Source organism: Pseudoalteromonas luteoviolacea H33-S (assembly GCF_001625695.1).
GTDB classification, from domain to species: Bacteria; Pseudomonadota; Gammaproteobacteria; order Enterobacterales; family Alteromonadaceae; genus Pseudoalteromonas; species Pseudoalteromonas luteoviolacea_B.
Genome location: NZ_AUXY01000138.1, coordinates 20,301 through 34,902, shown reverse-complemented (window position 1 = coordinate 34,902; position 14,602 = coordinate 20,301). Strand labels below are relative to the sequence as shown.

Below are 14,602 nucleotides of genomic sequence, written 5' to 3'. Positions count from 1 at the left end.
GTCAGGTCAGGTCAGGTCAGGATTAATTTGGACCACTATGTATGAAGTAGCAAGTAAAAGCTTGCTACTTCTAATCGATTTAAATATATAACTTTTCAGCAGCCAACACCTTTTTAAGGTAGTGCTTTGTCTCATCGTAAGGTAAACCGGCTTGTAGAGCCTCTAGCACTCGTTCTGGTGGCATAGAATTGATAATTTTAGCCGCCTCACGGATATTTCTAGAATCATTCGTATTAAAGACTCTAGCGACATTGCCTGCTCCTGTATTATATGCAGCAATCATACAATATTTTCGACTAAGCGGATCTTTGATTCGGCTTAAATACCTATCGTTGAGCAGATGAAGATAAGCCGTGCCTGCTTCAATATTATTGTTCACAACGTATAGATACGGCGCGCTCATAGGTGCATCAATTTTAAACAAAAACCGATTAACATCAACCCCCGCACTGGTCGGTACAACTTGCATTAGGCCATATGCAGGAATATGCGACTTAGCTAGTGGGTTGAAGTGACTTTCTGTATGCATTACCGCCAAGACTAGACTTGAGTCTATCTTAAACCGCTCACTATGCTTGGCAATATCACCTGTGTAATTGGATGCCCTTTTTTTGGCTAGACTCCCCTGCGGCAGTTTGATAGTGACCCTGGTTACTTTTTCATCATTTTGGCCCGCTATCTGTCTTACTGACTGTGCTAAGTTTTGGATACGTTTAACTTCGAGCTGCTCTAACTTTGCTTTATCTTGCGCAAGCTTTTCAGTTGCGACTTGAGCACTTTCTTCATCTAGCGCCAGTTGCTCATCCGCCTTTTTTTCTAATAGCTGCTTTTGCTCTACCGTTTGCTGTTTAATTTTTGCTTTGGCATCAATGATTGCGTTGACCTTTAAATTTCGATCAATATCGTAATCTTGAATACTAGCCTGCTCTAACGATACTTGCTCGCCACTAAAGAATGTTTGCATTAACGCAGTTTCAGCTTTTCTAAAGCGCTCAAACTCCTTTTGCACGTCAGATTTTGACGGTGCACCCTCACCTTCGTGGCGAATACTTAAAACAATCTCATTGCGCTCAAAATCAACTTCTAACCTCGAACGATTGTCTTCAGAATAAGATACATATTCAGTCTGCGAGGCAACTTTAGCTTCACCCCACTCTTTGATAAGCTCATCTCTGAATGCGTCATATTCTGCAAGGTGCTGCTCAACAAACTCCTCATATTCTCCTAAATGCTGAGCTTTGAACTGTTCAAATTCAGATTGCTCCGAGCTTGATTCTGGGGTTGATTGCGCCTTACTATCATAACCCTGCATCTCTTTTGACAGTTCGCCAAAAAGTGCCGAAGTACTTGCAATAGCAGTACTTACTACAAATTGAGAAGCGATTGTTAATGCGAGTACTTTCTTCACTTTAATATCCTTAAAAGCAAAAACGCGCCAAAAGGCGCGCTGTATTAATTCGTCAATCGAGCAATTTCTTTTTCTAAATCTTTTTCAGCTTTATAAGCTTTAAATTCTTGATATAAGAATTTCTCATCTTGTGGGTTGATTTCTTTCTTTGTCTCTTTGATCACATCTTTAAATAGTGAATGAGTGAGTTGTGGTGATAATACAACCAGAGAACAGTAGTAATCTTTCCCGCCAATTTCCACCACATCTGCTTTATTTACACGAGAACCATTCAGTGTTTGCTTTGTTAGTTGCTTTGATACTGAACTAAACGTAGAACCTACTGTCGTATCGTCATTAGCATCAGTGCGGTTTGCAAATGTTTTGTCCAAACCTTCAATACGAGTTTCAATTTGTTGAGCTAATGCTAAACGCGCATTTGCAACAGAGCTTTTTTGATCGATTGAAATATTACCAGAGAATTTGACACAGTCAGCAGCCGCAATGCCGTTTTCAATCGTTGGGTTCAATACCCAATCTGGAATATTTACTTTAGATTGAGAAGCAGACTGATCTTGCGTCGAGCTACAACCTGCCAAGATCCCTGTAACAAGCACAGTAGTAAGTAGCGATTTAAGTTTCATGGTATTTTCCTTCGTAAGAATGATTGCCTAAGCGATGATTTAAATTTAACAAAAGGCTCGGCTAATTACAGTAATAAATTGTAAGAACGATTTTTTACAACTTTATTCTTTAAAAAAACTAAAAAAATCTTAAACTTGCTGACAATATAACTGAATAAATTGGTATAGTCACTGTCATGTTTTTAACAAGTCATGGATGTCAACGTGCAAAATAACATAACCACTAAACAGCACTTTGCTTTCTTTATAGTCATTTATCTGTTTTTTCTCAGTGGATGCCAAAGTACCCCAGCAAATAAAAATGCAATTCTACTCGCTCAGCAAGGTGAGTTTGAATCAGCGAAACAAACAATACGAGCAGATTACTCGGCTACAGGCAAGAGCAAACTCCTACATTACTTAGAGTTAGGTATGCTTAATCACCTACAAGGTAATTACCAGCTCAGTAACCAACAACTAACCCAAGCACAGCAAATCATAGAAGAACAGTACACCATCAGTGTGTCAGAAAGTGCACTTGCTTTATTAAGTGGACCGTCATTCACCACCTATGCAGGTAAGGTATATCATCGACCGCTCATCAACTTTTATAAAGCGTTAAACTATAATGCACTAGCGAATCAACCTAACGCTGACCGTCAAAGCTTTTTAGATTCAGCCCTTGTCGAAATGCGGCAACTTGATACCTATCTTTCAGGGTTGAAAGACACAACTGGGGGCTATGATGATGAAGAGCAGCCTTCAGGCTTAGATCAATTAACTGAGCAAATAGATAATTTAACAAGGCCATTATTTGCACCAAATGATTTGCTTAAGGATATAGAATATAAAGATGATGCTTTTGCACATTATGTCAGTGGCATCCTTTTTGAGCGCAGCCAAGAGCTAGACTCCGCTAGGATACAGTATCAACGTGCCATCCAAGCTTTTGAGAATGGCTTTGCTAAGCAATACGATATCAATCCGACGGTTATAAGTCAGATCAAGAAAGACCTTATTCGTGTGATGGAAATGGCTGGAGGTTACTCTAATGAAGTGGCACAACTAAAATCTGAGCTTGAAATCGCAACCAGTCAAACTGCTCAACCAATTTTAAACATTTTGCAAGATGTCGGGATTGGACCGCAAAGAAAGCAATTCAACTTACTTTTAAATGTAGATGAAGAAGCCAAAGCACTTGTTATGACACCCATTTTATGGGGTACGCGACGAGAGCAACAAGCGCAAATGCGCTGGTTTCAAATGCTTTATGCAGATACCAGCATATTTGACTTAATCCAAAACTATGCGACTGGTGATATCAGTGACGTCGTTATGGGCGGCCTTACGAAGCGTATACCGCTGGGCCCACTTTGGGATGACGCAGTAGATATCGGCTTGATCAGCGCCCTTCAGTACGGGAGCCGTATTTCAGTTACTTACCTTGAGCCTCTTAAACAAGAAATTGAGCGCTCTGAAGTATGGGTAGGCGATCAAAAAGTCGCTAACTTAGATAAAATCTATTCAGTTAGCCTACTTACGTTACAGGATGCGCTGAATAATGCCAACTCAGAAATACAAATTGCCTTGGCAAGAGAGATAGTCAAATCATTAACTGCTCAAAAAGCAATTTCGGCGACTGGGTTAGATGCTTCATTCTCAGGGTTTGCAAAACTTGCTACCTCCGTTGTCAATGCAGTGACGGCGTCAGCTGATTTAAGACAATGGCATTCTTTGCCTGCGCAAATCAATTATGTTCAGCTACCCGTCTCAAAAGGAGAACATACCATTACACTAAAAACCTATTTAGCATCTGGTATCGTTCTAGAGCAGAGCGAAACAATCCAGGTTGTTGACGACGTGACGCTTTGGCACACACGTACATTTTTACAAGAAACACGTATCGAAACACCAGATTCAACTTTTTTATAATGGAAAAATTGTTATGAAATGTAATAAGACCTTACTTAAACTTACTCCGCTTTTTGTTGCTTGTACTCTTGCGGTTTCTGGTTGCTCGTCAACCAAGGTCCAAAGAGTAGATGCAAATCAAGAGGTTGCATTATCAGACAAATGGAATGCAAAGGACTCGCAACTAGTTGCCGAAGCAATGATCAATGACATGCTGAGCTTTCCATGGGTAAACGATCACTTACAAAAAGAAGGTTCTAAACCTGCTATTATCATTCAATCAGTGCGTAACAAGTCTCACCAGCACATTGCTGTAGATACTTTTTTAAATGACTTAAAGCGTTCAATTTTACGCAGCGGGCAGGCTGACTTCGTCGCAAACAAAGATGTCAGAAAAGAAATCCGCGATGAACGTAAAGACCAAGAGCTGAATTCAAGCCTTGATAGTCAAAATGAAATGGGACAAGAGTACGGCGCTGATTATGCACTGTCTGGTACTATCAACTCTTTTGTTGATGAGCAAGGTGGTGATCGCGTGACTTTTTACCAAGTTGATTTACGTCTTATTGATATGACGACAAACCGTGAGGTATGGAATGGACAAAAGAAAATACAAAAACTGCAGGAACGTTCACGTTTTGGCTTCTAAACCACTTTTAGCGACAATGCTTAGTGTCGCTTTGATTTCTGGTTGTCAGAGTAATTCAGCGAGCCAAACACAACAAAGTACCACACCACAGTGGATTACTGTGACACCAGCGTCTAGTTATATGGTATACGGTGTTGGCAATGCGCAAAATACAGGTGACATACAACAAGCTAAACTGGCAGCACAAGAGTCAGCCCGACTCGCGCTGGCGAAGCAGCTGAATGTGACCATTTCTGCAAATACGACCATTAGCCAGCAAGCTGACAATAAATCAATGACCTTTCACATTGATGAGTATATTCAATCAAAAGTCCCAAATATTCAGTTACAGGGCGTAAAAATTGAAGATGAATATATCAGTGCTGATAAACAAACGGTTTATGCCTTAGCTGCATTCAATCGTACTGAAGCCGTCATGCAAACCGAGTTATCTATCAATGCACTTGATGACGAGATCAGTCAATTTTCATTGTCTCAAGCTCAAAAAAGTAAAAGCTTAGCACTTAAAAGTGCAGTCGCACTCAAAGAGCTCGGTGTTAAGCGGCACAAACTGAATAATTATTTGCAAATGCTTCAAGCCGCGCACATTAGTATGCCAAATACTGTGCGAGCAAAGCTAGAAATGGCAGATGCACTATTAAATGACATTAGCTTTAGTATTAGTGCAGATAATAGCAAGCACCAAAAAGTCAGAGACATGCTTGCCAAAGCACTGACGAGTCAAGGGATCAAAATCACAAATCAGGGCGCTGATTTCGATTTGAGCTTCCGTGTTGATTGGCAAGATATGAAAAAGTCAGGCACTTTCTATAGCCTTGCTGAAAGCTACCTTGTGGTAAAAGAACAAGGCGAAGAAAAAGCGCACTTTAACGCTAAAGTGAAAGCCGCTTCAAGCTTTAAAGATACTGCAAAAAGCAATGCTATGGGAAAACTTGCCGATAAATTGGGCCAACAGTTGGCGCAATTTGTTGTAACAGGTAAGTCCTAGTCAGCGCTTTTTTGCAATGTAAATAAAAAGGCCATAGTGGCCTTTTTTATTTTTCTTGTGAATATTTTTCTAGCTGATCTTTTAAGTTAGGTGGGACGCCTTTGATAGTAAGCGTATCACTAACTGGATCATAAATGACGCGCTCACCTAAGTGCTTTCTCTCGAATCCAACACTTACGCCACCGCCCATACCCGAAAACTTAACCATTGCAGTCACAGTCTTTTTATCAAGTGGGAATGACTCTTCCAGTTCATAGCCCTGCTCTTTATAAAAATCCTCAAACTGAACATCTGAAGATTTCGAAAGCGTATCTGATAAGCCTTCGATATCAGCATCTTCGCCACTATTAATACAGTCATTGCAGTAATCAAATACTTCTTTTCTGATGACATCTTTTTCAGATTTTTCAAACTGCTGCTCAGCCAAATAATCTTCAACTGCATGCAACATAGTCTGTGATTGCTGCTTAGGGTCAACCCCTTCTGCACACCCTAAAAAGTCTAAGAAGAAATCAGCAACTTTACGTCCAGCCCGTCCTTTAATAAAAGAAATATAGCGATTTTCTTCTGCCTGCGTGTCCCATGCTGTCAAATCAATACGCGCAGCTAACTGCATTCGAGAAATATCCAAGTGTCTAGAGCTTGCTAAATCAAGTTCAGAAGTAATCGAATAGTGCTCTTTAATGCTAATTTGAGCAATCAACATATAATCGCAACCGACATATTGATAATGGCAAAAAATTAAATACCCCGTTTCATGAAACGCATATTTGTTTAGCTCTTCTTTTAACACTTCAGTTGCCTGCTGTGTCAAATGCCAAAAACCTAGCTCATTATTACGATAACTTTGCATCGCAGATGCCACTGTACTATTTTTGTCACCATCAAATGCACAAAAACCTTTGCCAGGTTTTCCATTATATGCATGGTGCAACTGCTCAATAAATACATTGACCCTATCATTAACGGCCATCTCGTCTTCACGTAAATGAATTTGCGTTTCTTCGTCTTGCTTGTCTACATAATGTACAACAAGCTTTTTCACCTCAATGCTCATCTTTGTTTTTAACGCCTCTGGTGTTAGAATATGAAGAATTGTAACTCTATTAATTTGAACCAACCGATGCCAATTCAGTCTAAATATTCCAATGAACAAGTAGAACAAATTGTTGATAGTTTAATCACTGTGCTACAAGAGCACAAAGCACCTGTCGACTTGAGTTTAATGTGTTTAGGAAATTCTATCACGCACATCCTAAAAGAGCATGTGCCAGAGAGTAAAAGAGAAGAAGTCGCGGAAAATTTTGCAAAGGCGCTTACTCAATCGGTAAAGTAACGGAATGAATTTAACACCACACAGTCCTTTTTCTTCAAAAGCGAGTCAACTGCTAAGTTGGGGACACTGGTTTACTTTTGCTAACATAGGGCTAGTGCTTATTATTGCACTGGTCTATTTAGCAGCAGATGCAGCACCAAGCAGTGCGGTTGGCTGGGTATACATGATTGTAACCTGGGTAAGCCACACCAGCTTTATTACTTTTTGTGCCTTCGTGCTAACCGTGTTTCCACTGAGCTTAATCTTCCCTTATCCTCGACATATAAGGGGCATGGCTGCGCTCATTGCAACATTTGGCATTTCTGTTTTATGCCTAGATGCATTTGTATATTATCAACATGGTTACCATTTAAGTTTTCAATCTTTGTCGGAAATAATATCGCTGTTAATCGGCATGCTTAATAGCATGTCCATACTAACTGTCGTTTTCATCTTCCTAGTGTTTATAGCCATATTAGGGTTTGAGCTTGTTGTTGGAAATCATGCATGGCGACATTTAGACAAACTTAAATCTTACAAATTTCCTAAATACGCAACTGCTTTTTTAGTTACTTGTTTTGCCACAAGTCACCTAATGCATGTATGGGCTGATGCAAATAATTATTTTGATGTCACCAAACAAGATAATGTTTTACCACTTTCCTACCCCACTACAGCGAAAACATTGTTAGCTAGACACGAGCTATTAGATTTAAATGAATACGAGCAAGCCAGAACTGTAAGGTTAGAAAACGCTACGTCTCATTTTCAGGTGCCAAATAATCTACAATACTGCGAGTTTGATGCACCTGCTGTAGATATTTTTGTCTTGAATTCTATTTCCAATGCAACAAGCCAATTAGCCAATAAAGACTTATTTAGTTACTCTCATGTATTAGTGCCCACTGATCCACAAGACCACTATTTTAATCTAATATATGGCCTGCCAGCTTACTATCGCAATACCATCACCGAGCAAAAATTATCCCCAATCTGGAACTCAAAAAACACATTATCTGTTTCCAGTGACAATGTTTTCGGTTACTTCAATGAACCGGAAAAAGACAGTAAAATCAGATTTCACTTTGCCTCTGAGCTACCTAATCTTCCGGATGCTAGTGCATACATCATTATTGAGTACCCTATGGGTAGTGAAATAGTAACGCAAACAACATTACATACTAACTTACCTTACTTCTCAGATCATAACGGATTGATGCAAGGTACCGACATTATGTACACATTGCTGGATAAGCATTTTAATTGTGGCCAGCTTGCATCTCAAACCATGATAGGTAATGTATCCGGTAGTAATGAATTAAATCAAGGTGTGAACTATTCGCAAGGTGTACTGATCACCTATAAAAAAGACCGCATTATATTGGTTAATCATGACGGAAGGCATAAGCAAATATCTGCAAAGGAAGGGTTTCCTATTGAGCAAAAAATGGATATTCCCTTTCTCGTTCAGAGTATAAAATTACTCAAAAGGTTCACTGCAAAAGCACCCAATCAATAATTGGGTGCTTTTGCAGTAATTTGTGCTCTTATTTCAACGTAATCTTTTATTTTTTGTCTATAGTTAAGTGATGCGCGACTACAGGGAAACGTCAGCTATGAAATTTACTTTACTATTATGCTTTTTATTTTATACCAATCTCAGCTTTGCAAAAACGACGGTTTCTTATTACAAATGCGTCACTGACAAGAGCACAATTTTCAGCCAGCACCCTTGTTCAAACAACGCACAGCAATACACCCTGACTCACTCAGATCCACAAGCTTCCATACCCTCTGAGCAACATTTTAAGACATTAAATGAGATAGAGCGCAAACAAATTATTCTTAACCTAAAAAATGCATTGCGAGCAAAAAAACAGCATGCCGCCATACTTGGCCGAAAACGTGATGAAGCAGCCAGAAAGCAGCAGCGTCGTATGACCCGTTTGATGGATGATGACAAACGAAAAGCCACAGTGAAGGATGTGAAAAAGCAATTAAAAACAATAAATAAAGATTACTTGCAAAGAGTAAAAGTCCTTAATAAAGAAATTGCTAAAATTGAAAAAAAACTCAAACGACTTCAGTAAACAAAGACGTATTTTTCATCAATACGATGAACAAGTGTCAATCTACATAACAACTCTATGATATATGTTTTCAAAGCATTTCCTAATGTGATCTTATATAATCAGGCCATTCTCAATTTTAAAAAGTGAAATTGACGATTAAGAAGTGTTGAATATATATAGAAATATAATGGACATCGCCTCCTCTTTTAATCATTAAAAATCCAAAGTTAGAATTTAGGTGTAACAATAAAAAATTTCATAAAATAATCTTTGAACTTATTAAACTTGATTTAATTTGTTTTTTTGTTACTGTTTTTTTTGAGTTAACAAAAAGGAGAATTGTAATGAAGCTCAAATTAAATAAAAAGCCAGTTAAAAACCTCATTAATAATGATAAAGGCTTAGCTAAAGGCCTAACGCCAGAGGTTGCAGGTGGCTGTCTTACAGGTTGTGTTGTGGCCTGTAGAACGGTTGATAAAGACCCAAAATAATCAATAAGATACTGTTTTTTTTGAGTTAATAAAAAGGAGAATTATAGTGAAACTCAAATTAAATAAAAAGCCAGTTAAAAACCTCATTAATATTGATAAAAGCTTAGCTAAAGGCCTAACGCCAGAGGTTGCAGGTGGCTGTCTTACAGGTTGTGTTGTGGCCTGTAGAACGGTTGACAAAGACCCTAAATAGCCAATAAAGGTAATGAAAAGGCTCAAATTTTTAAAATTCTCTAGGCCTTTACACATCTATTAAATTAACCAATACACACAGAACCAGAAACTCCGGCAATCATGACATAAAAGGTTAATAATGTGACGATAGCCTTTGCAATCCAACTAGCCTCAATGCATACGCCGCTTTGCTTTCAATTGCTCAAAAACCTGTATAAAAAAATATTGTATATAATAGATTTCGAGCTAGAGTATAACCATCACAATAAAATACACATTAAGCATTAAGTGCAAAAAGCTTGGATAAAAACATTAAAAACAGAATAAATTTAGGCTTATTAATGCGACGATAGGAACCTTTATGGGCCCTCAAGATATTGCGTTTTTAATTATTTCTGGCTTTAAAAAGCACTATGCTCTTTTTCAAAGCATCACTGCACAGGCACCGGATGCATTCATATCACAGCAATGGGCCAATATAGAACGGATCAGTAAAGCGCGGATCAGTCATTACGATGAACGCATACAAGAAACCGTCGAAGTACTAAAACTACAATTCCCGACTAAACAAATTTGTAGTGACTTATGGCTCCAAGTAAAAGAAGCCTACACTGAGTTATTGACTTTTCATCCTCAAGCAGAGCTTGCAGAAACATTTTACAACTCGGTATTTTGTCACCTATTCCACCATAGCTACTTCAACAATGACTATATATTTGTTGATAGCTCAAAAAAAGGCGCCCCCCTGCTCCCCATTGAAGCAGAATATCGAAGCTACTTCCCTGTTATCGAAGGTCTGCGCAAAACAATTGAGCAAATAATTAAAGACACCGGCTTTTTTGATAATTTTCATGACCTTGAACAAGATATCCGACTTTTACAAAGAGCATTTTTAAAACAAGCGCCCAACACACACCACCAACACTTTAGAATGCGCTTTGATATTTTAAAGGCATCATTTTATCGCAATAAAAGCGCATACATTGTCGGAAGAGTCATTTCTTGTTCTGGTGTGCAGCCGTTTATCATCGCTCTGTTGCACCATCCGAGCGGTAAATTAAAAATAGATGCATTAATTACACAAGCATCTCAAATGAGCTTAATATTCGGATTTGCTCGCGCTTATTTTCTAGTCGAAACACACGCACCATCAGCAATGGTTGGATTTTTAAATCAATTAATGCCAAGTAAAACTGCCGCGGAGTTATATAATTCAATTGGTTTTCACAAACACGGTAAAACTGAGTTTTACCGTGATTTCTTACTGCATCAAAAACACAACAGTGAACGCTTTACTGTCGCCCCCGGCACGCCCGGTATGGTCATGCTAGTGTTTACTTTACCGACTTTCCCATATGTGTTTAAAGTCATAAAAGATAAATTTGCGCCGAGTAAACCATTTGGTAAAGAAACAGTTTTAGCACGATACCAGCTGGTCAAAAACCATGACAGAGTCGGTCGAATGGCTGACACCTTAGAATATTCCAATGTAGTCATTCCCAAAAATCGTATTGAGCCAGATTTACTCGCTATAATAAAAGAAAAAATCGCACAAAATATCATCGAAGACGACAAGTTCATCACCATTAAACACTTGTATATTGAAAGACGTATCACACCTCTCAATCTCTTTATACAAGACGCAACAGATGAGCAAATAGAGCATGTTATCGAAGATTACGGCAATGCCATCAAAGAGATGTTACAAGTTAATATTTTTCCAGGTGATATGCTCTTAAAAAACTTTGGTGTCAGTCGACACAATCGCGTGATCTTTTATGACTATGACGAGGTACAATATCTCACACAAATGTCATTTAAAGCGCTGCCAAAGGCCTCGCTTGACGATTTATATTCAGGTCAATCTACACCGTCGGTTGCCCCTAATGATGTATTTCCCGAGCAAGTGTGTACATTTGTAATGACAAACCCTAAACTCAAGGCTGCTTTTGAGCGCCATCACCCAGAACTTATGACTCCGACGTATTGGCAAAAAGTTCAACGGGATATACGACAACATATCACCAAACATGTTTATCCATACCCGCACAGTCAGCGGTTTGGACATCACAATAACAAGAAAGGAACATTGTGAACATTAGCAAAATTGACCTTAACTTACTGGTATACTTAGACACTCTGCTCAGAGAGTGTAATGTAACACGTGCAGCTAACCAGTTAAGTATTACACAACCGGCGATGAGTAATGGCCTGAAGAGACTGAGAAACTTATTCAATGATCCTATACTCGTGCGCACCAGTGAAGGCATGGTGCCCACCGAACGAGCGTTAGAATTGCAACCTGTCATACGCGGGATCTTAATGACTCTAGAAGAAACGCTCGCCCCAAATAGAGAATTTGAAGCAAGTCAAAGTAAACGCGTTTTTCGTATTATGGCAAGTGATTATGCTGCAAGCACACTCGCTCCTAAGCTACTGGCCAAGCTACATAATGAAGCACCAGATACCACGCTGGATATACTGACTCCCAGCGACGTTACTTTTCATGATGTTGAAAATGGTAAAGTGGATATGGCAATCAATCGATTTGAGAATCTGCCTCAATCGTTCCACCACAAGCAAATTTGGAAAGATAGCTTTAGTTGCCTAGTCAAATCCGATAATCCGATTAAAGAAGACTTCACGCTAGACGCCTATTTAAATGCACGTCATATTTGGGTGAGTAAAACCGGTTTTGGTGTCGGTGTCGGCATGAACCCGGAAGATGTCCAAAAGCTGGGCTGGGTAGATGAAGCGCTAGCAAACTTTGGTAAACACCGAAACATTGCCACCTTTACACGTAACTATCATGTTGCTATTCATCTAGCCAAAGAACAGAATTTAATTGCGACACTGCCATCAAAGGCTGCCAACATATACAGAGATGATAACTCGTTAGCCATTTTGGAGCCCCCGTTTCCTATTCCTCCCTTTGAACTAGATATGATTTGGAGCCCTCTACTTCACCGTGATGCCAGCCATGTGTGGTTGAGACAAAAAATTGCAGAAGTGGCTGAGGAAATAAAATAATGACGACAAAAAACTACAACAAGCTCATCGAACACTACCACTCTATTGATAACTTTGAGCACCTAAGTGCAATTTGTAGTTGGGATCAGGCTGCAATGATGCCATCAGGCGGCGCAGAGAGCCGAGCTGAAGCCATGGCAGAGCTAGCTGTTCACCTTCACTCACTTCATACTGCTCCACAACTTGCCGATCTTTTCGAAGCGGTTAAAGACGAAGAATTAAACAAATCTCAACAAGCCAGTGTGAGAGAGATGCGAAGAACTTGGCAAATGCGCACGGTACTGCCCACTGATTTAGTCAAAGCAAAAAGCTTAGCGGGAGCCAAGTGCGAACACCAGTGGCGAACACAAAGGACAGAGAATAACTGGCAAGGCTTTGTTAAAAACTTTAAGCCAGTCGTACAACTTAGCCAAGAAGAAGCACAGATCAGAGCAAACGCGAATAACCTGACGCCTTATGATGCAATGCTGGATATTTATGAACCGGGTATGAGCAGCGAAGAACTTGATCAACTGTTCATAGACATAGCTGGCTGGTTACCAAAGCTTATCCAAGAAGCCAAACAAATACCGCCACCAGCAACACATGCATCCTATCCAGTAAAGCAGCAAGAACTGCTAGCGCATGAGCTCATGACAATACTCGGATTTGATTTTGACCATGGTAGATTGGACACCAGCGTTCACCCATTTTGTGGCGGAACAAGTCAAGATACCAGAATAACAACGCGGTATGATGAAGATGAATTCATCAACGCAATGATGGGCGTGATCCACGAAACAGGACACGCATGTTATGAGCAAAACTTGCCAACACCTCTGAATAAGTTACCTGCAGGCAAAGCCCGCTCCATGGCCATTCACGAATCGCAGTCCTTATTTTATGAAATGCAAATCGCGAGAAGCCCTGAGTTTATAGTGCTAATAAGTGACTTTGCGGCACGCCACTTTCCCAATTATGCATCAATAAATACAGCGCAAAAATTACAGCAGAACCTGCAGTGCGTTACCCCTAGTTTAATTCGTGTTGATGCAGATGAAGTCACCTACCCAGCACACATTATTTTACGCTATGAAATAGAAAGAGATCTCATTAATGGCAAGATTAATTGCCAAGATATTCCTGAGCTTTGGGATAACAAAATGTCCACACTGTTGGGGCTTTCAACAAAAGATAATTACAAAAATGGTTGCATGCAAGACATACACTGGACAGATGGAAGTTTCGGATACTTCCCAAGTTATACACTAGGCGCGATGTATGCTGCACAATTTAAACATGCTATGAGCCAATCTATCGATATTGCAACACAGATCAATAATAGAGACTTCAAACCTATTTATGATTGGCTAAACACCCATATTTGGCAAAAAGCGAGCTTGTTACCAACAAATGAGCTAGTGGTTCAAGCAACAGGATCTTCGCTTAACGCTCAAATCTTTAAAGACCACTTACAGCAACGTTACACTTAAAACTAAATAAAAGTCGCCAGTATGAGGCAAACTGCTATGCATTTTCCTCATGCTTTACTTTATTGGCCATATTAATCTTGTTGACCAAAAATTGTGCCGTTTCTTGAAGAGGGGCGTCTTCAATTTGCTGTATTCTATGGTCTATAAAGCCTTGCAATCTACCACTTTTCAATGCAAGCAGACACTTACTTATTGATTCATCAACATACTCGTTTAAAGATATTGAACCGCTCCAATGTAAAGAGTTTGCCCATTGCAAAACATGGCTCAGCTCACTCGGCTTAATTTCTCCACAAACGCATTGTGACATTAATGCAATATCAAGTAGCGACTCTTTTTGCAGCTGTTCAACACAAACTCCACTGTCGAGATGCGATAGCAATTGTTCAAACTTCATTTTTGACTCCTTCAATTGACGGCATGCCTTTTATGGCGATAGTACGAACATATAAAACTCCACCCACATTGTCACTTAAAAAATATACAAGTT

15 protein-coding genes are annotated in these 14,602 nt (G+C 39.5%); 11 read left to right on the top strand and 4 right to left on the bottom strand.

Translation table 11 applies throughout. The features are described from left to right. Positions 1-79: 79 nt before the first annotated feature. Both N477_RS25435 and N477_RS25430 read right to left on the bottom strand, forming a co-directional pair. Positions 80-1,408, bottom strand: coding sequence for a murein transglycosylase domain-containing protein (locus tag N477_RS25435; protein ID WP_063363914.1), 1,329 nt, complete (start codon positions 1,406-1,408; stop codon positions 80-82). A gap of 44 nt (positions 1,409-1,452) precedes the next feature. Further along, a complete protein-coding gene (locus N477_RS25430; protein WP_063363913.1) occupies positions 1,453-2,031 on the bottom strand; it encodes an LPP20 family lipoprotein in 579 nt (192 codons plus the stop codon). Positions 2,032-2,235: 204 nt separating this feature from the next. Here N477_RS25430 and N477_RS25425 point away from each other — a divergent pair, with 204 nt between their 5' ends. From N477_RS25425 to N477_RS25415, 3 genes are read left to right on the top strand one after another with little or no spacing between them, the layout of a single operon-like run. Next, positions 2,236-3,942, top strand: coding sequence for a hypothetical protein (locus N477_RS25425; RefSeq protein WP_155732039.1), 1,707 nt, complete (start codon positions 2,236-2,238; stop codon positions 3,940-3,942). 13 nt (positions 3,943-3,955) lie between these two features. Continuing rightward, positions 3,956-4,570, top strand: coding sequence for a penicillin-binding protein activator LpoB (locus tag N477_RS25420; RefSeq protein ID WP_063363911.1), 615 nt, complete (start codon positions 3,956-3,958; stop codon positions 4,568-4,570). Beyond that, positions 4,560-5,558 (top strand): LPP20 family lipoprotein, encoded by a 999-nt coding sequence (locus N477_RS25415; protein ID WP_063363910.1) that lies wholly within the window; start codon positions 4,560-4,562, stop codon positions 5,556-5,558. The genes N477_RS25420 and N477_RS25415 overlap by 11 nt, the downstream gene beginning before the upstream one ends. A 46-nt stretch (positions 5,559-5,604) precedes the next feature. Here the strand turns inward: N477_RS25415 and yejK are convergent, their stop codons facing one another. Continuing rightward, the gene (yejK, locus tag N477_RS25410; RefSeq protein ID WP_063363909.1) at positions 5,605-6,615 is read right to left on the bottom strand and encodes a nucleoid-associated protein YejK; all 1,011 of its coding nucleotides are present in this window, start codon (positions 6,613-6,615) and stop codon (positions 5,605-5,607) included. A 66-nt stretch (positions 6,616-6,681) separates the two neighbouring features. Here yejK and N477_RS25405 point away from each other — a divergent pair, with 66 nt between their 5' ends. From N477_RS25405 to N477_RS25380, 8 genes are all read left to right on the top strand, one after another. After that, positions 6,682-6,894, top strand: a complete 213-nt coding sequence (locus tag N477_RS25405; RefSeq protein WP_063363908.1) for a DUF1414 domain-containing protein — start codon at positions 6,682-6,684, stop codon at positions 6,892-6,894. A gap of 4 nt (positions 6,895-6,898) precedes the next feature. Next, positions 6,899-8,392 (top strand): DUF3413 domain-containing protein, encoded by a 1,494-nt coding sequence (locus N477_RS25400; RefSeq protein ID WP_063363907.1) that lies wholly within the window; start codon positions 6,899-6,901, stop codon positions 8,390-8,392. A 97-nt stretch (positions 8,393-8,489) separates the two neighbouring features. Next, entirely contained in the window at positions 8,490-8,963 is a 474-nt protein-coding gene (locus tag N477_RS25395) for a hypothetical protein (protein WP_063363906.1), read from the top strand. A gap of 326 nt (positions 8,964-9,289) precedes the next feature. Next, positions 9,290-9,436 carry a hypothetical protein gene (locus tag N477_RS26215; protein ID WP_155732038.1) on the top strand — a complete coding sequence of 49 codons (147 nt, stop codon included), beginning with the start codon at positions 9,290-9,292 and terminating at the stop codon, positions 9,434-9,436. A gap of 46 nt (positions 9,437-9,482) precedes the next feature. Beyond that, positions 9,483-9,629 (top strand): hypothetical protein, encoded by a 147-nt coding sequence (locus N477_RS26210; protein WP_155732037.1) that lies wholly within the window; start codon positions 9,483-9,485, stop codon positions 9,627-9,629. A gap of 342 nt (positions 9,630-9,971) precedes the next feature. Next, positions 9,972-11,705 (top strand): bifunctional isocitrate dehydrogenase kinase/phosphatase, encoded by a 1,734-nt coding sequence (gene aceK / locus N477_RS25390; RefSeq protein WP_063363905.1) that lies wholly within the window; start codon positions 9,972-9,974, stop codon positions 11,703-11,705. Then, positions 11,702-12,640 (top strand): LysR family transcriptional regulator, encoded by a 939-nt coding sequence (locus N477_RS25385; RefSeq protein WP_063363904.1) that lies wholly within the window; start codon positions 11,702-11,704, stop codon positions 12,638-12,640. The genes aceK and N477_RS25385 overlap by 4 nt, the downstream gene beginning before the upstream one ends. Next, positions 12,640-14,112, top strand: a complete 1,473-nt coding sequence (locus N477_RS25380) for a carboxypeptidase M32 (RefSeq protein ID WP_063363903.1) — start codon at positions 12,640-12,642, stop codon at positions 14,110-14,112. Before N477_RS25385 ends, N477_RS25380 begins: the two co-directional genes overlap by 1 nt. A gap of 34 nt (positions 14,113-14,146) precedes the next feature. On the opposite strand, the gene N477_RS25375 is transcribed toward N477_RS25380, so the two are convergent. Further along, positions 14,147-14,509 carry a hypothetical protein gene (locus tag N477_RS25375; RefSeq protein ID WP_063363902.1) on the bottom strand — a complete coding sequence of 121 codons (363 nt, stop codon included), beginning with the start codon at positions 14,507-14,509 and terminating at the stop codon, positions 14,147-14,149. Positions 14,510-14,602: the final 93 nt, after the last annotated feature.

What these genes read in the sequence shown, in the direction of transcription:
- N477_RS25430 (WP_063363913.1), bottom strand. Translation starts at nt 2,031, where the DNA reads ATGAAACTTAAATCGCTACTTACTACTGTGCTTGTTACAGGGATCTTG.
- N477_RS25420 (WP_063363911.1), top strand. Translation starts at nt 3,956, where the DNA reads ATGAAATGTAATAAGACCTTACTTAAACTTACTCCGCTTTTTGTTGCT.
- yejK (WP_063363909.1), bottom strand. Translation starts at nt 6,615, where the DNA reads ATGAGCATTGAGGTGAAAAAGCTTGTTGTACATTATGTAGACAAGCAA.
- N477_RS25405 (WP_063363908.1), top strand. Translation starts at nt 6,682, where the DNA reads ATGCCAATTCAGTCTAAATATTCCAATGAACAAGTAGAACAAATTGTT.
- N477_RS25400 (WP_063363907.1), top strand. Translation starts at nt 6,899, where the DNA reads ATGAATTTAACACCACACAGTCCTTTTTCTTCAAAAGCGAGTCAACTG.
- N477_RS25395 (WP_063363906.1), top strand. Translation starts at nt 8,490, where the DNA reads ATGAAATTTACTTTACTATTATGCTTTTTATTTTATACCAATCTCAGC.
- N477_RS26215 (WP_155732038.1), top strand. Translation starts at nt 9,290, where the DNA reads ATGAAGCTCAAATTAAATAAAAAGCCAGTTAAAAACCTCATTAATAAT.
- aceK (WP_063363905.1), top strand. Translation starts at nt 9,972, where the DNA reads ATGGGCCCTCAAGATATTGCGTTTTTAATTATTTCTGGCTTTAAAAAG.
- N477_RS25380 (WP_063363903.1), top strand. Translation starts at nt 12,640, where the DNA reads ATGACGACAAAAAACTACAACAAGCTCATCGAACACTACCACTCTATT.
- N477_RS25375 (WP_063363902.1), bottom strand. Translation starts at nt 14,509, where the DNA reads ATGAAGTTTGAACAATTGCTATCGCATCTCGACAGTGGAGTTTGTGTT.